Annotated in this window: 16 protein-coding genes, 7 tRNA genes and 1 other RNA gene; 4 read left to right on the top strand and 20 right to left on the bottom strand. The window is 33.0% G+C overall.

The genetic code is table 11. The annotated features are described in order from the left end of the window. Positions 1-48 precede the first annotated feature (48 nt). From BUB03_RS21150 to rpsU, 10 genes are all read right to left on the bottom strand, one after another. Positions 49-120 (bottom strand) — tRNA-Thr (locus BUB03_RS21150). A gap of 42 nt (positions 121-162) precedes the next feature. Next, a tRNA-Gly gene (locus BUB03_RS21145) sits at positions 163-235 on the bottom strand. A gap of 86 nt (positions 236-321) precedes the next feature. Then, a tRNA-Tyr gene (locus BUB03_RS21140) sits at positions 322-402 on the bottom strand. A gap of 20 nt (positions 403-422) precedes the next feature. Beyond that, positions 423-496: transfer RNA gene (locus tag BUB03_RS21135), tRNA-Thr, on the bottom strand. A gap of 96 nt (positions 497-592) precedes the next feature. Beyond that, positions 593-665 (bottom strand) — tRNA-Gly (locus BUB03_RS21130). An 85-nt stretch (positions 666-750) separates the two neighbouring features. Further along, a tRNA-Tyr gene (locus tag BUB03_RS21125) sits at positions 751-831 on the bottom strand. Positions 832-850: 19 nt separating this feature from the next. Next, a tRNA-Thr gene (locus tag BUB03_RS21120) sits at positions 851-924 on the bottom strand. Between the two features lie 110 nt (positions 925-1034). Beyond that, positions 1035-1325, bottom strand: a complete 291-nt coding sequence (locus BUB03_RS21115; protein WP_040997429.1) for an HPF/RaiA family ribosome-associated protein — start codon at positions 1323-1325, stop codon at positions 1035-1037. Continuing rightward, positions 1322-2209, bottom strand: a complete 888-nt coding sequence (locus BUB03_RS21110; RefSeq protein ID WP_073066870.1) for a tyrosine-type recombinase/integrase — start codon at positions 2207-2209, stop codon at positions 1322-1324. Before BUB03_RS21110 ends, BUB03_RS21115 begins: the two co-directional genes overlap by 4 nt. An 80-nt stretch (positions 2210-2289) precedes the next feature. Next, positions 2290-2487, bottom strand: a complete 198-nt coding sequence (gene rpsU, locus BUB03_RS21105; RefSeq protein ID WP_034679125.1) for a 30S ribosomal protein S21 — start codon at positions 2485-2487, stop codon at positions 2290-2292. 259 nt (positions 2488-2746) lie between these two features. Here rpsU and ssrA point away from each other — a divergent pair. Next, positions 2747-3145: a transfer-messenger RNA gene (gene ssrA, locus BUB03_RS21100) on the top strand. 214 nt (positions 3146-3359) lie between these two features. Here the strand turns inward: ssrA and BUB03_RS21095 are convergent. The 5 genes from BUB03_RS21095 to BUB03_RS21075 form a co-directional block, all read right to left on the bottom strand. Continuing rightward, positions 3360-5771 carry an AIPR family protein gene (locus BUB03_RS21095; protein ID WP_073066868.1) on the bottom strand — a complete coding sequence of 804 codons (2412 nt, stop codon included), beginning with the start codon at positions 5769-5771 and terminating at the stop codon, positions 3360-3362. Next, positions 5768-6655, bottom strand: a complete 888-nt coding sequence (locus BUB03_RS21090) for a PD-(D/E)XK motif protein (protein WP_175547529.1) — start codon at positions 6653-6655, stop codon at positions 5768-5770. Before BUB03_RS21090 ends, BUB03_RS21095 begins: the two co-directional genes overlap by 4 nt. Positions 6656-6719: 64 nt before the next feature. Next, positions 6720-9791, bottom strand: a complete 3072-nt coding sequence (locus BUB03_RS21085; protein WP_073066864.1) for a Z1 domain-containing protein — start codon at positions 9789-9791, stop codon at positions 6720-6722. 5 nt (positions 9792-9796) lie between these two features. Further along, positions 9797-11284, bottom strand: coding sequence for an ATP-binding protein (locus tag BUB03_RS21080; protein WP_073066861.1), 1488 nt, complete (start codon positions 11282-11284; stop codon positions 9797-9799). A 53-nt stretch (positions 11285-11337) separates the two neighbouring features. Further along, positions 11338-12582: a DNA cytosine methyltransferase gene (locus BUB03_RS21075; protein WP_073066858.1), complete on the bottom strand. Its 1245-nt coding sequence runs from the start codon at positions 12580-12582 to the stop codon at positions 11338-11340. Positions 12583-12767: 185 nt separating this feature from the next. Here BUB03_RS21075 and BUB03_RS21070 point away from each other — a divergent pair, with 185 nt between their 5' ends. Both BUB03_RS21070 and BUB03_RS21065 read left to right on the top strand, forming a co-directional pair. Continuing rightward, positions 12768-13190 carry a very short patch repair endonuclease gene (locus BUB03_RS21070; RefSeq protein WP_073066881.1) on the top strand — a complete coding sequence of 141 codons (423 nt, stop codon included), beginning with the start codon at positions 12768-12770 and terminating at the stop codon, positions 13188-13190. A 54-nt stretch (positions 13191-13244) separates the two neighbouring features. After that, positions 13245-14534, top strand: a complete 1290-nt coding sequence (locus tag BUB03_RS21065) for a phage integrase SAM-like domain-containing protein (RefSeq protein WP_073066855.1) — start codon at positions 13245-13247, stop codon at positions 14532-14534. Between the two features lie 36 nt (positions 14535-14570). Here the strand turns inward: BUB03_RS21065 and BUB03_RS21060 are convergent, their stop codons facing one another. The 5 genes from BUB03_RS21060 to BUB03_RS21040 form a co-directional block, all read right to left on the bottom strand. Beyond that, positions 14571-14828, bottom strand: coding sequence for a helix-turn-helix domain-containing protein (locus BUB03_RS21060; protein ID WP_073066854.1), 258 nt, complete (start codon positions 14826-14828; stop codon positions 14571-14573). A gap of 45 nt (positions 14829-14873) precedes the next feature. Continuing rightward, positions 14874-16589, bottom strand: a complete 1716-nt coding sequence (locus BUB03_RS21055; RefSeq protein ID WP_073066851.1) for a hypothetical protein — start codon at positions 16587-16589, stop codon at positions 14874-14876. A gap of 180 nt (positions 16590-16769) precedes the next feature. Next, positions 16770-18491 (bottom strand): DNA methyltransferase, encoded by a 1722-nt coding sequence (locus tag BUB03_RS21050; protein ID WP_073066848.1) that lies wholly within the window; start codon positions 18489-18491, stop codon positions 16770-16772. A gap of 135 nt (positions 18492-18626) precedes the next feature. Beyond that, positions 18627-19748, bottom strand: coding sequence for a hypothetical protein (locus BUB03_RS21045; RefSeq protein WP_073066845.1), 1122 nt, complete (start codon positions 19746-19748; stop codon positions 18627-18629). A 387-nt stretch (positions 19749-20135) separates the two neighbouring features. Continuing rightward, positions 20136-20744, bottom strand: a complete 609-nt coding sequence (locus tag BUB03_RS21040; RefSeq protein WP_073066840.1) for a recombinase family protein — start codon at positions 20742-20744, stop codon at positions 20136-20138. 708 nt (positions 20745-21452) lie between these two features. On the opposite strand from BUB03_RS21040, the gene BUB03_RS21035 reads away from it, so the two are divergent. Next, positions 21453-21914, top strand: coding sequence for a hypothetical protein (locus BUB03_RS21035; RefSeq protein WP_073066837.1), 462 nt, complete (start codon positions 21453-21455; stop codon positions 21912-21914). Positions 21915-21924: the final 10 nt, after the last annotated feature.

The following is a 21924-nucleotide window of genomic DNA, read 5'->3' as shown; positions in this document are numbered from 1 at the left end:
GGTCTTGTAAAAAGTCGAAAACCCGTTGTGGGAAAGGCTTTCGCTTAGAGCCGGCTACGGGACTTGAACCCGTGACCTCTTCCTTACCAAGGAAGCACTCTACCGCTGAGCTAAGTCGGCATTGAAGCAAAAAAATCACACTAATTAGCATGATTTTCTTTGAGCGGAAGACGGGGGTCGAACCCGCGACATTCAGCTTGGAAGGCTGACGCTCTACCAACTGAGCTACTTCCGCAATTTTGTTTCCAAAATTATTGGTAACGCTGTGCAAATTTAGGAAAATCCTTTTAAATCTGCAAGACTTTTTCTTAATATAAAATGTGGGGAGAGCAGGATTCGAACCTACGAAGCCGAAGCAACTGAGTTACAGTCAGTCCCATTTAGCCACTCTGGAATCTCCCCTCATGTTTATATTAAAATTGAGCCTCCAGAGGGATTCGAACCCACGACCCCGAGATTACAAATCACGTGCTCTGGCCAACTGAGCTATGGAGGCAATTTTAAATTTGGTCTGAACGCTTTAGAGAAAATCTACTCTACGCTTTTTCAGCAGTGAAAAAAAAATCACCCTCTAAAAGAGTGATCTATTTTGAGCGGAAGACGGGGGTCGAACCCGCGACATTCAGCTTGGAAGGCTGACGCTCTACCAACTGAGCTACTTCCGCAATTTTGTTTCCAAAATTATTGGTAACGCTGTGCAAACTTAGGAAAAATCCTTTAGATACACAAGTTTTTATCTAATATAAAATGTGGGGAGAGCAGGATTCGAACCTACGAAGCCGAAGCAACTGAGTTACAGTCAGTCCCATTTAGCCACTCTGGAATCTCCCCTCATGTTTATATTAAAAAGAGCCTCCAGAGGGATTCGAACCCACGACCCCGAGATTACAAATCACGTGCTCTGGCCAACTGAGCTATGGAGGCAAATATAAAAAAAGAATTCAAAAGATCGCTGTTCCCTTTTTGCGAGTGCAAATATAGAACGGATTTTTTGAATTCTCAAACTTTTCTATAATTATTTTTAACTTTTTTTACTACGCCATTTCTTTTTTCTTGATTAATAGCTTTTTAGCGGTATCAACACATAGGTCCAAACTTTCTTCAAAACTTTCAGATGTCTTTTTCACTACAATATCATCTCCCGGAACAGCTAAAATAAGTTCAGCAGTTTTGTTACTTTTGTCTGAGTTATTTTCAACTTTTAAGAACACCTTACATTCATGAATTTTATCATAAAAGGTTTCCAATTTGCTTACTTTTTTGTCAATGTGTGATTCCAATGGTTCGTGTGGAGTTAAACCAATTGATTGAACTGTGATCTTCATAATTCTTCTTTTTTAGACGCTCGAGGATGAGCCTGATTAAACACTTTTTTCAATTGTTCAATATTGGCATTCGTATAGACTTGAGTACTGGCAAGACTGGAATGCCCTAATATTTTTTTTACTTTGGAGATCTCCGCCCCATTATCCAAAACGTGTGTAGCAAAGCTATGCCGCAGGATGTGAGGACTTCTTTTTTCTTTCGTTGTTACAAGACTAAGGTACTTATTAACTACCACATAAACAAATTTTTCATTGAGTTTTTTGCCCTTTTGATTGACAAAAAAATATGATTGATGTTCGCTGTCAGGTTTCCTTATTTCCAGATAACTTCTTAACAGATCTGACAGGTCGTGGGAGACAGGAATAAAACGTTCTTTGTTTCCTTTACCTATTACCTTAAGCTCATTTCCATTCATATTAACATCCTCAAACATCAGGCCACAAAGTTCGGCTTTACGCATCCCGGTCTGGTACAGGACTTCAATAATACATTTTTCAAGGATATCAGGCTGATCTGCCAGAACACGATCACTCAGCGTCTGCATCTCTTTCTGTGATATAGGAATCTGTTTTTCAGCATAAAACTTAAGTGAAGGTATGCTTTCAGTTGGGGAAACTTTAATTTCACCAATTTTTAAAAGAAAAAGGTAAAAACTTCGGAGTGATGATAATTTTCTATTAATACTTCTTTTTGAAATATTATTTTCACTCAATTCAACGATAAAATTCCTGATTATTTTTTTATCTGCTTTGGAAATATCTCCGGAAGCTTCTGTTTTAAGATAGAAATGGGAAAAATCTTCAAGATCTTTCCTGTAGCTTGTAATGGTGTGAGGTGAATACCTCTTTTCGAGCTGTAAATATTGTAAATACTTTTCTAACATTGCTTAAGGCATAAAAACAAAAATTCACCTCTCAAATATACGTATTTAAGAAGTGAATTTAGTATGTGGTTAAGAAAATCTTAAGCCTGCTCTTCCTTGCTAAGACCTCTTTGTTTGTAAGCGGCCTTTAGTCTAGCTTGTCTTAAAGTTACAGAAGGCTTAATAAACTGCTGTCTAGCTCTTAATTGACGAACTGTACCCGTTTTATCAAATTTTCTTTTATATTTTTTTAAAGCTCTGTCGATGGATTCACCATCTTTTACTGGAATTATTAACATATTTTACATCTCATTTTGGATTGCAAAACTAGGCAATTTTTCTTACAACACAAAATATATTGCCATAAACAATCAATATTCTATCTGGAATTTTCAGAAAAATCCTTTATTAATGGTCATTAACACATGATAATATTTTATCCACAATAACCAAATATTCAGATCCTGACAGCTTTAAAATCATTCATTTCCCTTATTAAAATACCGATATTAATAAAATGTAAACAAAAAGTATTATCTTTGCATCTACTTTATTCATGGGGTTGACTGGTTTCGACAGCAAGATCAATGGGTAAGTAAGCATGCAGAGAACCGTAGCGCGATCTCTTTAATCCCTTGCTACAAAATTTTAACTGGCAACGAAGAGTTCGCTCTTGCAGCTTAATATCGAAGTATAGTAGATCAAGCGTTTTCCCGAAGATAGTAAGGAAGCAAGATATCCCACAAATGCTCTGTTCTGCGGCGTTTGATCCTGGGATATAGGAATGCAGGAATAAGGTTTCAGATGCTTTGGCTGAAACTCGAAAATTTCAGAGGATAAGCTGGAAGTTGGGTGTCTGCCCTCTGCCTCCAGTCGAAAATCAATGGTAGAATAAGCATGTAGAAAGCTTATGTATTGCTTGTTTGGACGAGGGTTCGAATCCCTCCAACTCCACTGAGATGAAAGGTTATGAAACCTTTTGTCAACTAAAAACCCTTTATATCAATGATGTAAAGGGTTTTTTATATAATGTTGATTTCACTTAATTTCAATAGATGTCAATTAGATGGTAGCAACAGTGGTAGCAATGACATTTTCTGTGTAAATCCCGGAACCTTTAAGCTATTTTGATTTAGTTTTGTACTAAACCAACAACTGATATATTTAAAGATTACAAAGAATTTAGGTAGAAATTTAAGTAATAAATGTTTTTTAATGAGGGTGGATTATTTTTACTTAGTAAATCAGATATTTCTTTAAAATTTGAAGTAAATTTAACATCTTTAGAAGCTGCTATATCAGCAATTCCTTTAAAATAGGTGTAAAAATCTCCATCACCGTTCATCACTTCGTTATATTTTTTTATTACCCATTCAACTCCTTTTGAATAGTCTGTTTCTGAAAACTCTGATAAAATATTATCAAATTTTTCAGGATCAATTGCTATCAGTCTGTCTTTAATTTTTTCAAAATCCTGAACGGTTTTATCATTGAGCGGAACCGCATCTGCAAACCTGATTGATTTTATTGAAGCGATTATCGCATCAATTTTGTAGTTGTCCGCTTTGCTGAGAGAATCGTAGAACTCCATTTGTATCCTTTTAAAAAAAGTTTCACCTTTATCAAAGAGTACAGAAGCATTTTTCAGTGATTCAAAACTTACCGGTTTTGCATTATTTCTTGCTGACAGTAACTTCTTTTTGTCGGATTTTTTAATAGAATATTCTTTCAGTAATGTTTGGGAATTTGATGAAATCATATAATCCTGAATTTCCTTACTTCCTATAACACTTTTCCACAAATCTTCCTTCTTTGAGTTCTCAGACAAATCATCACTCGTTGCATTATCTTTTATGACCCGTAAAATAAGTTTCATCAAGTCATAAAAATAGTCATGTGCAGATTCTGTGAGACCTTCATCTTTCCAAATTTTGAAAAAATTAAAGTCATCACCTTTCGAATTATCGGTGTAATGATGAATTACAGAAATTGTATATGGAATTATCGCTGATCTGATCTGGGATATTGCTTTGTCCCTTGTACCGTGAATATCTTCCAATACTTTGAAAAAGATCACTCTACCGATAAGATCTTCAAAAAAGTTTCTTGTTATTTCTTTTGAATCTATATCTTCAATAAATATTCTGAATACCGCTTCACCACCTTTCTTAATCAGATAAGGACTATTTCCCCAAGCAGAATAGTATTTACCCAACTGTTCTTTTGAAAGCCGTTTGTCTCTCGGGTACTGTTTCTCAATACTGTTTTTGTTAGATGACATTCGCAGTAATGTATTGAATTCTCCTCTTGATTTCTCGAAAAACCATTTTTTTGAGGTAGGTGTCATTACACTTTCTGAAAGATTCTTAATTCGTCCTAGCTGAGAATTTCTTGATCTTAAATCAACTATTGAAACTTTTGTCTGTGAATTCGAATATTTACTGATGTTAGAAATCAGATCATCAAGCTCGTCTTCGGTTGAATTTTTCGCAATATTTATTTTAGCTGTTACAAAAACTTTAGAGATGTCAATGCCGTCCTTTTTTGAAAAATAAATAGAAGCAGTGGTCTGACCACCATTTACAATCTGAAAGTCCGTTAAAGTGTCTAAAAAACCATTCTCGTCAAAAGTTTTTCCTGTAGCCGTAACAGTCAGACCATTGTTGTAAGCAATAAACTTCTCAGGTTCTTTTTGCAGAGTCTCTCTCATCCCTTTGTTAGGTCCTTTAAATTGCAGGAACGACCGGACATTCTTCTCTAAAAGTCTGAAACTGTACTTCTGATAAAGTTTTGTGAGTAAAGTCGCAGGAAACACCGTTATAAAAGACTCAAATTTCTCCTCATTTACGGCTTCTGTTAATCTTATACCGGGGAAATCTAATTCTTTAAAGTCTATCACCAATGAGCTTCTGTTACCTGCCATCAGATAATTATTATAAAGGTAATTTAGATTGATAAGATGTTTGTATATTTCTATTTCCTTGGAAAACTGTTCGTATTCATTTTTATGACCTTCTTTCAGTCTCGAAAAATTCAAGGTAACTTTAGAATCTTTAAAATCAAAATCTTTAAGATTTTCCCCACTTCCCAACTTTTGATATGTGATTGTTGGTGATACCAAAAATATATCTATAGCATCGATTTCATGCATTCCATCGGACGAACCCATATAATTTAGAAGCGCATTGATCTGACCTTGGTCTGAAATATTATTCAGCTTCTTCTTAAAGGCAAGATTTATGAAGTTTTCACACAGCTTAAATCTACTGTTGTAATATTCCTGAGTAGACTGTAAAGATTCATCATCTGAAAAAAACAGACCGTCTTCATCAACTATAAAAATTTGAAGCCGCTCACCTGTTTCACTTCTGATATAAGAATTGATTTTAAAATATGTCTTATTCCCCAGCGATTCATTAAATGAACTTATATAGCTGTCATTATTTGATTTGTTGTCGATCAGTTTAGAATCAAGTAAAATATCCAGCGAATAGTCTATAAAATCATTTTCTGTGACAGAATTGTCTTCTGAAAGATCAGAGAAAAGCTGACCTCTATATTTTTTCAGTTCGTAGGTGTTCATATTTGTGTTGTAAAATTCTTGATGGAACTCAGATTAATTCTATATTTTACGTAATTTATCCCTTGAATCAGATTTCCCGGAGTAATCTTTGGGAAATCTTCATGGTCTGTGTTATAGAAAAAGGATTTGGAAATTTCAATCTTGATATCTTCGTAAACATTTTTGTTTTTAAAATCTATATTGAACATATTGAGCTTGTGAAGCAACCTTTCGACGTCACCGTAATTACGGTCAATTATGATCCGTATTTCATCTATGATTTGTGACAGGGAAAAACCTTCATTAGATCTCATAGATTTGTAAACAACAAGTAATACAGGTTTTTCAATGCAGTTTAGCTGATACTCACTTGAAATATCAACAAAATCTTTGGTCGCTTCTATTGTTTTAACCTCATGGTTTATATCTGCAAATATAAAGTCATTTGCCTTTCCATCCGGACCACTCCAAGAATCAAGAGTGTAGTTAATGTCATTTGCATCATTACAATTATTCAAAAATTTTTTCAGATGAAAAAGTTCACCTAACAGACCATACAGTTCCCGCTCTGACAGAAGCTTTTTTGATATTCTGGATTTAAAAAGTTCATTCCATTTTGTAAAAAGTACAACAAACTGCTGAACACTTTGGTATGACTGCATATCTTTGATATGACTGAAGATTGAAACAATTAAATCATTAAAGACCTCTCCAAAATAGATATCGTTAAGTTCAATATATACAAGACTATTTACTCTGTCAATAATTAATGATATATTGGTCTTCTCATTTTGTGCAGAGACGACACCACTTACATCAGCCTTTAGAAATAGACATCTGTTACCAACTTCACTGAAACCGATGTACACATCTGCCAAACTATCACTTGACAATTTCTGCAACATACCTGTAACTTTTTTATCCCCTGATTCGTTTGAGATCCAAAAGTCGTTTATGAATTTTACTATGTTATTCATGGATCATTTCAGTATATTCATCGTCGAATTGAGCGTCATCGGTTCCGGTATCTTCTGTGTCTTCTGATGATTCATCTACAACAAAGTCTTTAATAATATTTCCATGTTCATCCAAGAATCCTTTCTGAACAAAATAATCTTTTTCAAAATCGTCTCCTAAGTCTGGAATTCCTACGGCAAAACCTAAGAACGGAGGAGTATTTTCAGTTATACCTTTCGAAAGGAAATAATTCTCAAGTTCTTTTTTTTCAACTAAGGTTTTTATATCAATTGGATAGATTATTAAAACTCCATGAGTTTTATCCAAACTGTTTCTATAGATTTTTTCAGGATATGTCTTTCTATCTTCATTATCATTTCTAAATTTTTCCTCTGCTGCTAACCGTAGTTCTTCCGTTATCGCAAATGCAAAATCAGAACCCGCTGTTATAATATTTGATGAGTCTCCTGATGCAATAAAAGTATTTTTATTGATTGTATCATCTATTTTACTTTGCTTAATGTTACGTACTGCCGGATCAATATTAAATCCTAACAATTCTTCGACGAATTGTCTTTGTCCATTACCTGTAATCTTAATCCCAACCGACCACTTACTTAAATATCCTTTTTCTTTATTAACATCTTTTATAAAAGAAATTAAAGGATTATAATGGTTTGGATTAGCAAACGAATTAGACATTGACAGTATAGAACAGATTTCTTCGACATCTGAATCAAAATATTTTATTGTCGGCTTATCTTGTTTGCCAAAATTCAAATAATTTTTAGCTTTAAAATAATCTAAAAAATTTGACCAAGCATTTTCTATTCGTATTTTATCTATTTGAAACTTTGTAGTCTGATCTAATTTATCTGAATAAGACCATCTTATTGTCTGTGCATTTTTAAGTATTGACGGGCGTGTAATTTTAATAACATCAGGATCATTCATTACTTTGATGGCAAACTCTGCCGGTGTGCGGTCTTTTGATGACATTTTACTGAATTGCGCCTCGATATCTTCAACAACTCCGGTACTGAAATCAAAACTTTCAATCGTATCACTTGTTGTGAATAATTTGCAGCAGTCTAAGTAACCTGGTCTGTATCCAAACCATCTTCCCATTTGAAGAAGTGAATCCGCATAATTTGTATCGCGAACAAAGTAATTGACAGTAAGTCCTTCCAATGTAAAACCTCTTGAAAGTCTGTTACCACCAACAACTATGTACTGTTTTGCTTCATTAGAGTAATCCAAGGTGAATTTAGATTCACTGTTGGCGCATACAATCTCAATACCATTTACTGCAGCGATCAGGTGGTTCAGAACACCATCAAAATTAACCGGAGTCATAAATTCATCTGTATACCCTTCTGGCAGATAATCTTTGACAATGCCCTGTTCAATACTTTCGATATAATATTTGTTCCAGACCCTCCTTAGATCATTGTAAACCGTTGAATTAACAGGATCATTATTGAGTGCTTTTTTCAATTTGTCAAAATAAGTCTCTAGCAATTCTGTCGTTTTGTTTTGCCAGAATGTAAATCTTGAAATATGAATCAGCATTGAATTATGCTTTTGAAAAAGGACAGAGTCCTTCATGCTTGGCTTTCTTTTCAATCTGACTGCACACGAAATGATAAAGCATTTAACTGCATCTTTAAGAGATTCAGGTAAATCTTTGGGAAAATTATCATATTTTGTTGCTGCTCTCGAATCTATACGGATTTCTTTACGGGCGAGCATATCAGATCCTAATTCCACAGACAATTCTTCAACTGTCTTTGTATAAGGTATATCAGGGTCATCTTTCCTTACACGGTAAGGAAACTCATTGTACCAATCATTTATAACCGTTATTAGTGACGGAATCTTTTTTATTTCAGAAATTTTCGTTTCAAAGAAATTCTTTGGCCCAACATAATTACTCGGTGGACTGAGTAACTCAATAAAATCCTCAGGAAAAAGATTACCAATAGGGGAAAAATTATATTCTTCACCCCTATCTATGATTTTATAACTGTTTTCCGGTTTAGAATTTCTGTCCTGTAAAATATTAGCAAACGGAGTTGCTGTGTATCCTATATAACTGCTTTTTGAAAAAAGACTTAAAATACATCTTATCTGTAAGTTTATTTTTGTTGCTTCTTCTTTACCTTTATGTCCTAAGTTATTCAGTGAGGCGTTATCAGCCTCATCGTCAATAATTAGTAACGGTATATTATCAATAACCTCTTTTGTTGCAAATCGCTTCAGCCATATAAGTATGTTTTTTAATATTGAGGTGTTTTTTTTGCATACAAGAACATTTATCTTATCAAGTGCAAAATCTGCATTTGTCAATCCCAAATTAAAATCCTTCTCAAATGAAGTTGGAATAATTATCTGTTCTTTATTTATATGTTGAGTACCAAACTTTGCAATGTTACCCACTCCGTTCCAAACACCCTGCTTTATTTCTCTGCCTTCAACCTCTTTCTGAATTCTTTCCTGTGTCTGTTTCCTAAGGTCTTCCATACCACCAGAAAGAACCAATATCAGTCTATATCCTAAATCAATACTACTGTTGATCACCGCATTGAAGTTTCCTGTTTTTCCGGACTGCACACTACCCACAACAAGACCTTTCTTTTGAAAAGGGTGGTGAACTAACGGATCTTCAATCTTTTCCAAAATAGACAAAGATGACAGTGCTACTTCATCAACAACTTTGTCAGCTCTGCCGATCTTACGCAGATATTCAAGATATCTGGTACGGTAGGAAGCTAAAGGATTTGAGTCATTAACCCATCCTGCCTTTACTTTCCTCTCTTCGGTTAGCCAATGTTTTCTTTTTTTTACCAAACTTTGAGAGAGATTGACAGTTATAGGATTTTCATGCAAAAATTCATTAAGTGATAAATCGAAATATTTAGTTTCGTCTTCCGGTGACATTACCGTTCCATATACCGACAACATAATCTTGAAATCATCTAAAACTTTTTGTGAAAAGATTTCAGAGTGAACTTCGATAAAATCAAGATCTTTAGAATGTTTGTTAAGTAATAGCTTTAATATATCAATGTGTTTACGGTCCATGAGAATTATAAAATGTGGTTAATATCTTTTTTTGAAACGATGTTGGAGATGTATGTTTTCCTGATACTGTCTTCGTCAATTCCCAACTCTCTTAACTTCGCAATCGCAGTTTCAATTTCATCAAGATTGACAGAATCATTGTCTTCATTTATGATTGTATCAGAATCAAACTGTCTGTTCTTATTGAAGACAGCGTTAATATTTTTTGTAAGAACTTTAAAAATTTTCCGCTGGTCATCGTCAAACGATTCATATAAGAAGTTTAGCAGTGGATTGGAATAGTTTAGATAAATCAAAGACCCTTTGTTAGTGTAAACTTTTCTGAATAATTCCTTGTCCTTATCTTCTTTGGAAGTATTTTTTATTTCTTTCAGACCAACATTATAAAATTCTTTCTGAGCATTTTCTTTGAGGTCTTCCAAGCTCCTGTAAAATTCAGATTTTAACTCAAAAGGAATTTCAATCTGAGATTTTGCAACATTCAGTTTGAGGACATTATCCAAATCATTTCCAATATCAATTTTCATTCTTCCCAGCTGCATTTTACCGGATCTTTTTATAATCCCATGCCAACCGCCATATGATATCAGTCTGTCTCCTCTGTAGATGTATAAGCCTTCCATATCCATTAAACTTTTCTTCGGAGTTGTCCATCTGTTGAAATGTTCCTTCGATTCCTTTATAGCCTCATAGGGAATAACGAAACCTTCAAATTTTATGGATGAATTACTAATGTTTCCAACTCTTTTTGGTAGTCTTATAATTGACTCCACCTCGGGAAATGGATCAAATTCATTTAAAATTTTATTATTAAGTCTGATCTTTAAACCACGTGAAATAAACCTGTGAAAAGAAATTGAAAGATATTCCTCAACATTGTCGGAAAGGTCAGAATTTAAAGCCTTTATCTTATTTTGCTCCTGCAAATAATTTTCATATTTGAAAAGTCCCTGCCAAATCACCAAAGTACTTGGCAGATAGTTTTCAAATTTATTAAGATGTGTGTCTGATGAAGCATGATAGGTCCTGAGCAAAATATTAATTTCATCATCTGTGAGAACTTTAAGTGTCCAATCCTCTGTTTTTTTCAGATATTCGACATCCCATGCAAAACCACTGTATTTATTATCTCCTTCTTTTTTGGAAAGTACTGTAAGGTTTCGGGTTTGAGAAAAAGATGCGGTTTTAAGACCAAGTCCGAAACGACCGAGATCTTTTACCTCTCTTTCATTATCTAAATCAGAGCTTGGGATAGACAATGAATCGATAAGCTGTTCCTTTGTCATTCCTGTACCATTATCTGTAATGAAGACCATAAAACCGCTAGTAGTATCTGTCAGTATTTCAATGTTATTAGCTTCAGCACTGATAGAGTTATCTATTAAATCAGCAAAAGCTGTTTCAAGTGAATATCCTTGTTCAGCTATTGATTTAATCAAATACTGCGGATTCGGACGGCATAAGTGTAGACCCTTATCAATAGGTTTGTTCATATTTTTTTCAAGATGAGTTTTGGTTATTGTTTTAATGAAAATCAGCTTATTTTTTATTCCACATTAAAAACATTTTTTAAAGTCTTAATTTCTTTTGCTATTCCTTCTGCCATTAATACCGGTACAGCATTTCCGATCTGTTTATAAGCTGCTGTTCTATTTGACTCAAAGAAATAGTCATCGGGAAAGGATTGAATTCTTGCTGCCTCTCTAACCGTTATAGAACGGTTCTGAATAATATCTGGATGTATATAATAATGTCCATCTGCACATATATGTGCAACAACAGTATGAGAAACACCTTTATGATTTACAACCTGAAAACGGTTGGTAAATGTTTTAGTATTATTATGTTTGATTAGTCTTGGAGGAAGTTCAGCATAGTTTAAACGCTTACCTTCATTTACCCACTTATCAACAGCAATTCTATATATTTCAAGATCATTTTCATTATTGAATCTGGAAATATGCTGTGTAGTAAATTCAATACCGTTTCTTATACCGGAAGCCTTTAAATAATCGTTAGTATCTTGAATATATGGAGAAACTCCCCACTCACCCTGACCACTTTTAATTTTTGGGAGATCAGAAAAAAGATGTTTTGCTACTTCAAATCTCTGTTCAACTTTGTAAAACTGTGGATATTCTATTTCTAAATTATTTTTCCAACCTATAATGATTACCCTCTTTCTATCTTGCAACACACCAAAATCCTGTGCATTCAACACTTTTTTATCAAGTTCGTAACCTGCTTCTCTTACTGCATCAAAAATTAACTGAAGATAGTGGCCATTATTAGCAGAAAGTATTCCCGGAACGTTTTCAAAGACAAACATTTTAGGCTGGTACTTTTTCAAAAATTCCACATAATGTTTGTAAAGATGATTTCTTGGATCATCTGTCATATCCTTTCTTACTCTTCCGGCTACAGAATATGCTTGGCAAGGTGGACCTCCAATTACCAAATCAACTTTACTACTGCCCAACTCTTCATCAATGTGTTCAAATATCGTGGGTAAGCTTTTTTCTGAAATTTCTGTATTAATTACAGATTTTATAAGATGATCCGGGATTTTAGACCAAAGTTCTTTCCTTGTTGTAATTCCGTGGAGATAATCATAGTATTCACTTATTCGCCCCTCTTCCTTCAACCAATGAAAAGCAGTTCGTGTTCTTAAAGTATCACATGCGTCTTTATTCATTTCAACGTGTGCAACAGGTTTAAACCCCGCTCTCACAAATCCTTCTGAGAGACCACCTGCACCTGCAAATAAATCTATAAATTTTAGTTTTGACATTTTATTAAACTTTAAACAATACCAATAATTGTTTAACTAATTATTTTTTACAATCTACAAAATTACGATGTTTCTGTAAAATAAAATACCGTAAAATTACCTATAATCCTTATTCAAATACATTTTTTGTAAATTTACTTCTATTCTACCCTTTGTAGATACGGGAACCCGTAAATTATATGATTATGAGTGACAGACACACACCGGAGCAGAGAAGATTTAATATGCAGCAGATAAAAGGAACAAATACCAAACCGGAAATAATGCTGAGAAAACTTCTTTTCTCTAAAGGTTTCAGGTATAGAATAAACGATAAGAGTTTACCGGGGAAACCGGATATTGTATTAAAAAAATATAACACGGTAGTTTTTGTAAACGGCTGTTTTTGGCACGGTCATGAAAATTGCAGATATTATGTTATTCCGAAAACAAGAACCGAATTTTGGACTGACAAAATTAACGGCAACAAGAAAAGAGACAAAAAAAACACTGAATTACTACTTCAAAGGGGATGGAAAGTTATAACAGTATGGGAATGTGAATTAAAAAAAGATAAAATAGAACAGACAGTAGATAAATTGATTCATGAACTCGACGATAATCTTTAGCTAACCATTGCAAATTCATTTTTTTGCCAGATATTAGCCTGAAACAGGGCATACATGAGTATAAGATTTTATTTAAGAAAAAAAACCGGAGAAACAAAAATCAGTTTCAGGTACCGTAGAGGCAGAAAAGATGATATTGTTCTTACAACACCTTTTTCAATCATGGCAGAACATTGGGATTCTGAAAGAGAGTGTTACAATGATGGTCTGAAAAAAAGAAATCCCAAAAATGAGATTGAAAAACTACTAAACAGAAATATTGACATCCTTAATAACAAATTAAATGAATTTAAGGTTTCTCTGAACGGTTTTATTTTAAACAATAATTATCAGGTTGACAGTGATAAAATTAAAGATTTCATTGCTAAAAATTATGGTGGTACGCCGGTAAAAAAATCAGTAAAAAAGACGGCACCTTCATTACTTATTTCTGACCTTATTGAAAAATATATTGAAGAGAAAAGTGTGTTTTCTCTCGGAAAACATAAACCTATTACAGAAGCTTCAATTAGTAAATTCCGTGTAATTAAAGGTAAATTAGACAAGATAAATCCACGTCTAACAGTTGGAGATATTGACGATAATTTCAGAGACAAATTTACCAACTGGTGCGGAGTAAAGAAATATGCAGAAGTAACAATCGTAAAAGAACTGAAAATCATAAAGACTTTTATTAAGTTTGCAAAATCAAACAAACATAAAGTCAGTGATGATGTTGCCAATTGGTCATTTTATGTAAAACCAAAAATTTATAAACATCCTATACTGACACTTAGTGAACTCAAAAAAATAGAATCAGTTCCATTACCGTACGACTATCTGGAAAATGCCAGAGATTGGTTACTAATCGGATGTTTTACCGGACAGCGAGTTTCAGACCTTTTAAACTTTAACCATGAAAAAATTGTACAGGAAGATTTTTTAACTTTCACTCAGAAGAAAACAAATGATGAAATTACTATATTTTTAATTCCGAAAGTAAAAGAAATACTTACAAAAAGAAACGGGCAATTTCCAAGAAAAATATCCGATCAGAAATTTAATGATTATATAAAAACTGTCTGTCAGTTAGCCGGTTTGGACGAAAAGTTGGTGGGAGGCAAAATGGTGGGAAACAGAAAAGTAGTAGATACTTACGAAAAATGGGAATTAATATCGTCACATATTTGCAGAAGATCTTTTGTTACAAATTTCCGGCACATTTTAGGTGATGAAGGAATAATGACAAATACCGGACATAAAACTCAGGCAATGGTCGAATTATATGATCAGAATACTCAGCTGGAGAGGGCAATAAAGCAAAAAGATTTAATACTGAAAAAACTCGAATTTTTAGAAGTATAAAAAAAGGATGTCGTGACAGTACGACATCCTTTTTTTCTAAAAGTCTTCAACATCAGACCTTTTATAGTAAACTCTGTTTCCTTTATTATGAGTTACGAGCCGTCCGTCTTTAGTCCATCTGTTTAAAGTTGATTCACTAATATCAAGAAGTTCACATACTTCTTTTCGTGTCAGAAGTGTTTTTTTATTACGGTCTGTATCTTCTAACAACAGTTTTATTTCCTTAACAATAGTATCCCTCAATTCTTGCAGCAATTCCTGTTTCGTTATTTCTAAAATTAATATGTTTTTCATTTCTTTATTTTTTAATTAATTGTATTGGTTGCAGTTTAGATGTAACTAAATTCGGCAATCGTTTAAGTATTGATTGATAAGGTCATCAACACTTTCAAAAGGATCTGAGTTTTTAACATCAAATCTGACCGGAATTCCAGTAATCTTTTCAGTTGCATCTTTAAGATACTTTATCATATACTTCTGATGACTTTTTTTTACAATCACTGAATCATGTATTGTGACCACCGGTTCTTTGGGAAAGTGATCACAGAAATTCTTAACACCAACCTGTAATAAATGGTATGATTCAATTCTTTGAAGTAAAAGAGAAAATGGATTCTTATATTTCAGCCGGAGTTGCGGATCTTCAAATTTTACCCTTAAAAAAAATTCAACAATTCTGTTGACATTTGGAAAATATCTTCTCATACATTTTGAGATAAAGTCTTTATTCCGATCACCTGAATTATTGAGAAATAACTGAAAACGTTCTTTGATCTGTTCCCGGGTCATACTCAAATCCAAATAGTTCGTAAGATGCTGGTAAAAATCTATATGAAAATTCATGCTCTTAAACTCCCTAATATCGGTCATGTCTTCAATTTTTCCACACATATATGAAAGGGGTGGGGAACCAGCATTATATAATAATCTTATATCAGAATATATATAATATTTAATATTGTTATCTGTAGATTTAAATGGATAATATATACTGTTTGTAAAATTATCATTTATCTCATAATTAAAGACTTCTTGTACCCTATTATCATTCATAATATTATTATATAGTAATTCATCTGTATTACTTAAAAGATTAAATTTATTTAGAGTTAATAGATAAGGATGACCTAAAATAAAATTAAAGTTACTGTTATCAATTTTCACCATCTTCTTTGTATTAAACAATTCATTATACAGTTCAGGAAATATTGATTTTAAAGAGATACTATCTGTAGAATCATAAAAATCTGAATTAAGTATCCTGTTAAGAAAGTACGGTTGTGAACTTTTTAAATCAATTTCAATAGTCTCCTCACCATCTATCTCAATAAAATGTCTTAATTCTCTTTTTAAACGTGTAAAAACCGAAGAAAATCTTTGACAGGATTCAGATTCAGTTGCGCCAAAAATACCGTCAGAAATCAGTCCTAAATCATTCCGCCATACTACCTCAATGATCTTACGTTTATTTTCTATCTGATAAATATCAAATTCTTCATTATTGAGGAGGCGTATTCTATCATCAAATTTTTTGAAAAAGTGATCAAGAAAATCTAAGGCACTACCGTTGATGGTGATCCTCTTAGTGAGTTTACTTTGTAAAAAATCTAATTTTGGAAAGATTTTGTTTCGGTTTTGACCTACATTTCTATAATATTTAGTAATAAGTTTACCATATGAATCATACAAGATGGACCCGCCTTTCATAAAATATTCATCAATCAGTTTGTAACCGTAAGATTTTCCCTCATAATATTTATGATCACATTCAATTACCGGAAATGTTTCATCCATAAGAATATCTTTTGCCACTTTGAATTTCTTACCGGTGAGATCATTGAATATTCTACTGTTTAATATTTTAAAATATCCGGTCTTTTCATCCTTTTCAATTCTTAAAGGAAGTAAAAAATGTAACAGAAGGAGTACAGCATCTTTAATATTCGCCAGTTCTGTTGCTGAAATATCTTCACCAAAATATTTTGCGTATTTATTTTCAAAATCCTCAAATATTTCATTAACAGGAACCGAGGAAGGAATTCTAATTTTTTTCATAATAAAAGTATTATTAATAATGTTAATAGTAAAGGGTAATTTTTTTCAGATTATCCACAGCATCACCATTCCAAATTTTAGCAACAGAAGTTCTTGTTACTATTTTTGGCAACATAATTTTTTACATCGAAACTTCTCTGGTTACTGCACCGGAACGGTGACTTTGTGAATACCGATAGGCTACGCTGCCAAATCTACTGTACCTTCCTGATAATTGTAATCATCCTTCATCTGAGTGTAAGTACTGAGATCAAAATCAGACTCACCTTTTTCAAGCATCATTTTAATATTGGGGATATTCTTTCCCAAAAGTTCTGTAATAATTACTTTCCTGTTTAGAGACAGTAATGTCCTGCCTGTTGTGCCAGTTCCCCCGAATGGGTCATAGACTGTGCCGTTCTCGGGTACGAATGACATGACGAATGGAATAGGTAAAAGAGTAGGAAATGAACCGAAAAAGTCCTGTGAAAGATTTTCATCCTGTGATCTTCCTGAACCATGGTTTAACACAAGATAATCAGTAAAATCCTCTTCAAACATAAAATCCCTACACTGGTCAAAAGTATTTGAAATATGAAGTCCTGAAACTTTCTTCCCATTTCCTGACTGTTCCGAACATCCCTTGGAAACACTAGCAGCTTTATCAGAATTGTAAAGTTTAAACTGATTATAGTTATACTTTTTACTCTTACTGAAAATGAGAATGTATTCGAATGAATTCATCAGCCTCTTCACTTTATTCTGCTGTGGTTTTGCATCAGGTTTTACCCACATACATGTCTGAATATAATGAAAGTCTTTTTTCATTTCAGTTATCAACAAAGGTATTATCCCAACACAAACACCTTTTTGGAAAGTTTCATTAATGTTGATCATTATCACACCTTTTTCATCCATTACATCTGCCCCTCTTTTGATCACCGAAATCACATTCTTAACGTATTCTTCCGGAGTCTTTTCCCAGCCCAATTCATTGTTGTATTCAGGATCATTTGGTTTTGAGTATCGGATCTGTTGGTAGTATGGTGGAGAAGTAAATATACCCTGAATTTTTGTACCATCTTTAAATTCAACTTTCCGGCTGTCACAGTGAATAATCTGATAATTGTCGGAAGAGATTTCATCAGGAGTGTTAATTGGAGTAAATCTTTCTGTCGTTTTATGGAAATATGCCTCAATTAATTTTTTTACATCTTTTTTAAATCTGATGTTCCCTTTAATGAATTCTTCTACAATACCACTTTCGAGTTCGTTTTCTAAAGTGTAAGGTAAAAACTCATCATTAAAAAATTCAATTGCATCTTTAGCTTTTCCAACCGTTAATTCGCCGTCAAAGATTTTTTTAATAAGGTTAAGATGAGACGTTGGATTTAGTTTTTCCCACTTATAAACATTAAGAAAATGAAAGATATTACTTCTGCCCCAACCAGGACCGAGAATCTCCGCCAGTTTTTGTACTTTTTGGTTCATTGTACTGTTGTCAAGTTCACTATATTGACTACCCATACGTAAAAAATGAAAGATCATATTCTGAATCTGATTCAAACTGAAATCTGCATTCATTTTAAATTCAATAATCAGATCTTTTACCTCATCTGAGGATTGAGGATCTAATTCTGTCACGAAACAGTTTATTTCGTTTACTCCTAAACCTTGAAGAGCTCTCAGCCTTGAAACACCATCCAAAATGACGTACTTATCATCACATTTAAAAGTGGTAATTGGTGTATAAAAACCATTTTTTTGAATCTGTTCACCCAACTGATTAATAAATTCTGATTCGAAAATTTCACCAAACAGTTGAAGATATTCCTCCGGAATTTCAAGTAAATGCGTTGGGATGATCTCAATTTTTCTTGTTTGTGTTAACACAACTTTTGCTGAATCTTTTAAATTTTTCATTTCTAAAAATTTTTAATTGTTTGTCATTATTGACATTGCAAAGTTGTGGATACCGTTATTTTTTCGGAAAACAAAAAACGTTGCAATAGTTATTTTGCAACGTTGCACGAGTTGATTATCAGCAAATTAAATAAATCATAAAATAAACTTTCCATCTATGAATATATTGTCTTGTTCTATCTTTACCTTATAAACTTTGAGATCATTTTCATTTAAATTATGAATCATATATAATTCCGACATTTTCAAACCTAAGGCTTCTTTAATTTTTCTGTTTATCTTACTTTTTTCTTCCCTAAACCTTTTATTTTCTGTAAGCAGTTTGACTGCTCCTTTAACTTCTTTCATTTTACTTTCCTGTACTGTTGATCTATTAATATTTCTTTCTTTTTCCAAAACGCTTTCAGAAACTTTGACCTGATTTTCCGGATGTTTTAATCTGTAATACAATCTGGATAAAACATCTCTATGTACATCTAAGTTTTGTGTTGGAATTCCTTCGGGAGTTATAAGAAAGAGAAAATAAATTGATTTATTCTGTTCGCCCATCTCAACAGTAACATCTCCAATTTTGAGAACACCATTACTGTCAACTTTTACATGATCTATTTCCATTTCTGTGAGCCAGCTGAAATTATCAACCATTTGTTTTCTGAAATACTCCATGAGGTGGATTAAATGTAGAATGACCGGTACAGCTATTTTTTCTTTTTTTATACGATTTTTACAGGACTCACATATATAGCAGTCACGGAGTTTAAACATTATATCCTCTTTTTTTTGGCAGAGATCATTGATACACCCTGTTGTTTGCCTATGAATATTTGGTTCACTACCTAAAGATTTTATATTCAGATTCATCAACGTCTGAAGGAGATTTTCAACAACAGAAAAGGCAACCCCATATTTTGATTCTTTCTTAGTATAAAAATCCCAGTCATTTGTGTCTACAAAAATATTTTTGCCTTGAAATGCACTGAACCAATTCGGTCTGTTTCTTTTTGGGGTCAGGAGCGTAACGTAATCAGCACTGTCAATCTTATTTAATATTCTGTAATTATTAATAAGACTCCAAAAACCTTCGAAGGTCAGCGGTGAGTCAGACATATAATCCGGTGAAATAATTTGTAAAATATTCTCGTTAACTGATCCACCGTTAACAAAATTTATTGCACCTGGAACAGAATTTAATAAAAACAAAACCTCATTAAATTCACTTTCAGAATAATCAAACGTAGAAGAAACAAGTACTTTCATTAAAAAATTTTAGCAAAAGAAAAAAGATTTTTTTATTCAGGCAAATTTCTTAGCTGATAATAAAGTTTACTGCCAAACTGAAGATGAGAGATATATGCCGGACCGGCTTACAGTAGAATTTACGGCAATTATTTTGCACAAATAGGGGTTTTGAACGAAAAAATGGTCAAAAAACTGTATTTTTTGATACTTTTAAAGACCTTTTTTGCCGTAAATCCTTTTTTAATAGACGATGAACAGTAACATATTTAAATGACTTAATATCAATATGTTAAATATTTTATCGACAGAAATAAAAGGAGATTTACCAAAAAAACCACCGTTACAAACGTGAAATTAACATAACTTTTTTGTCGTAAACCCTAAAACGTAATAATTTACCTGAAATTACTTTTCAAGTTTATCAGCAATTTTTTTCACCTTCTGTACAGTCCTTGTTGAGATGTCACAGATTTTCGCACACTCTCTAATAGTTCTGCCTTTCCTTAATAACTCCAAACATTTTTTACTTGTTAGTTTAGCCATAAAATGTGCATCGGAAATGGTAGATCCTTTTTTACGTCCAAGAGTACCACCACGGGCAAGATATGCGGTAATTCCCTGTGCCGATCTTTCCATAATATTCTGTCTTTCCAATTCGTAGATACTTGCAAGAATTCCTGTTAATAGTTTTGCAATAGGATTTTTTACTCCCTGTGGCATGGTTTCCAGTCCGATATTTTTGATAACTACATTGATTTCTTTTTTTTCCAGCCATTCGAGTGTGGTAAGGACATCAGCGGTATTTCTTCCAAGACGACTCAGCTCAATTACATGAAGTTCTGAAACTTTTTTCTGTTCAATAATTTTAATGAGTTCCTTCGCCTTGGGTCTGTCCTTAAAATTCACCTTACCCGATATTTTTTCAAAGAATTCTATATCGTATTTTTCTTTATCGGTTTCAAGTCTTCCGGCTGTTTGGTGGTGTGTACTTACACGATGGTATCTTACTTTCATAATTTTGTATTCAAATAATTATAAGGGCATAATTACCGCAAAACGTTCATTTTGCCTAATTTTTAAGCTAGATATTAGCTATCAGTGTGTGTGCATTTTTACTACGGTATATTTGAATACAAGTTTTGCATGTGATTAAGCTCTTTTAATAAACTGTGTGTTTCTAATAGAGCAAAACAATTTCCTATGATACTACAGTGAGATAGTCAGTCCGGGGTGGAAATCCCCCCTCCCTGCCGGCGAGTAAAATAACCTTAAAATATAAGGGGGATGATATAGTACAAAAAATTTTTACAAAAATTTTCATTTGAATATTGGACAACTATCACCCCCCCTAATTCATAAAAAAAAATTTACCATTTTTTCTCAAAATTCCGACACTGTTATTTAAAAATATTGTTCATTAGTTTTCAACTTAGAAAAAGACTGCCTATATTTGCTGTAACAAGGATTATAAGAATCCAATTTTAAAGACATTTCGAACACATAGAATGCTTGTCTAACGACATCCTCAAGAAAATCTGGTAAATTTTATTTGGAGGGATTATGTTAGCAACTTCCATGTCATATCTATATGGCATGGGGATGCTACATTTTCGACTCCAACGGTTTACCAGAACCTTCTTGATAGAATTTGTTAGTAGTCCTCATGCTTTCTTTATTTAATAACAATTCTTTTTGGGGCTGAAGAAATAAAAACTTTTAACAATGAAAAAAGTTTCTCTATCAATCTTAACTATCCTATCATTAACATCATGTTCAAATGGTGACTCTGAAACAACAGATGAAAACAAAAATCAATCACAGCAATTCATCGGTAAATGGCACCGTTATAAAACTGTAATCCTAAATGGAAAAACTGATATACCTTTAAATTCATACAATCATGCAAAATGTGAAATAGAGGCAATACATGAATTTACTACCAACAGTAAATATCTTTTAACTAACTACGTCTTAAACTATTCAACTAATCAATGTCAGCAAATTGGAAGCATTGAGACATATCCATATTCTTATAGTTCTTCCACCAACATATTAGATATTGATGGTGAGAAATACTACATAAAGCATAGCGACACAAATGAACTTATTCTTCAAGATTACGACTATTATGACCAAAATGGTGACGGAACGAAAGATAAAAAGTTAGACTATTATAAAAAATAGAGAAGACACC

This window comes from Chryseobacterium oranimense (assembly GCF_900129755.1).
In the GTDB taxonomy this organism is placed as follows: domain Bacteria; phylum Bacteroidota; class Bacteroidia; order Flavobacteriales; family Weeksellaceae; genus Chryseobacterium; species Chryseobacterium oranimense.
This window is presented reverse-complemented; position numbering and strand designations above follow the sequence as displayed.

Excerpts from the sequence above, each read along its gene's own strand:
- BUB03_RS21035 (WP_073066837.1), top strand. The coding sequence starts at position 21,453 with ATGAAAAAAGTTTCTCTATCAATCTTAACTATCCTATCATTAACATCA.
- BUB03_RS21115 (WP_040997429.1), bottom strand. The coding sequence starts at position 1,325 with ATGAAGATCACAGTTCAATCAATTGGTTTAACTCCACACGAACCATTG.
- BUB03_RS21055 (WP_073066851.1), bottom strand. The coding sequence starts at position 16,589 with ATGAAAAAAATTAGAATTCCTTCCTCGGTTCCTGTTAATGAAATATTT.
- BUB03_RS21040 (WP_073066840.1), bottom strand. The coding sequence starts at position 20,744 with ATGAAAGTAAGATACCATCGTGTAAGTACACACCACCAAACAGCCGGA.
- BUB03_RS21070 (WP_073066881.1), top strand. The coding sequence starts at position 12,768 with ATGAGTGACAGACACACACCGGAGCAGAGAAGATTTAATATGCAGCAG.
- BUB03_RS21075 (WP_073066858.1), bottom strand. The coding sequence starts at position 12,582 with ATGTCAAAACTAAAATTTATAGATTTATTTGCAGGTGCAGGTGGTCTC.
- BUB03_RS21065 (WP_073066855.1), top strand. The coding sequence starts at position 13,245 with ATGAGTATAAGATTTTATTTAAGAAAAAAAACCGGAGAAACAAAAATC.
- BUB03_RS21080 (WP_073066861.1), bottom strand. The coding sequence starts at position 11,284 with ATGAACAAACCTATTGATAAGGGTCTACACTTATGCCGTCCGAATCCG.
- BUB03_RS21050 (WP_073066848.1), bottom strand. The coding sequence starts at position 18,491 with ATGAAAAATTTAAAAGATTCAGCAAAAGTTGTGTTAACACAAACAAGA.
- BUB03_RS21085 (WP_073066864.1), bottom strand. The coding sequence starts at position 9,791 with ATGGACCGTAAACACATTGATATATTAAAGCTATTACTTAACAAACAT.
- BUB03_RS21060 (WP_073066854.1), bottom strand. The coding sequence starts at position 14,828 with ATGAAAAACATATTAATTTTAGAAATAACGAAACAGGAATTGCTGCAA.
- rpsU (WP_034679125.1), bottom strand. The coding sequence starts at position 2,487 with ATGTTAATAATTCCAGTAAAAGATGGTGAATCCATCGACAGAGCTTTA.
- BUB03_RS21045 (WP_073066845.1), bottom strand. The coding sequence starts at position 19,748 with ATGAAAGTACTTGTTTCTTCTACGTTTGATTATTCTGAAAGTGAATTT.
- BUB03_RS21110 (WP_073066870.1), bottom strand. The coding sequence starts at position 2,209 with ATGTTAGAAAAGTATTTACAATATTTACAGCTCGAAAAGAGGTATTCA.
- BUB03_RS21090 (WP_175547529.1), bottom strand. The coding sequence starts at position 6,655 with ATGTTGCAGAAATTGTCAAGTGATAGTTTGGCAGATGTGTACATCGGT.
- BUB03_RS21095 (WP_073066868.1), bottom strand. The coding sequence starts at position 5,771 with ATGAACACCTACGAACTGAAAAAATATAGAGGTCAGCTTTTCTCTGAT.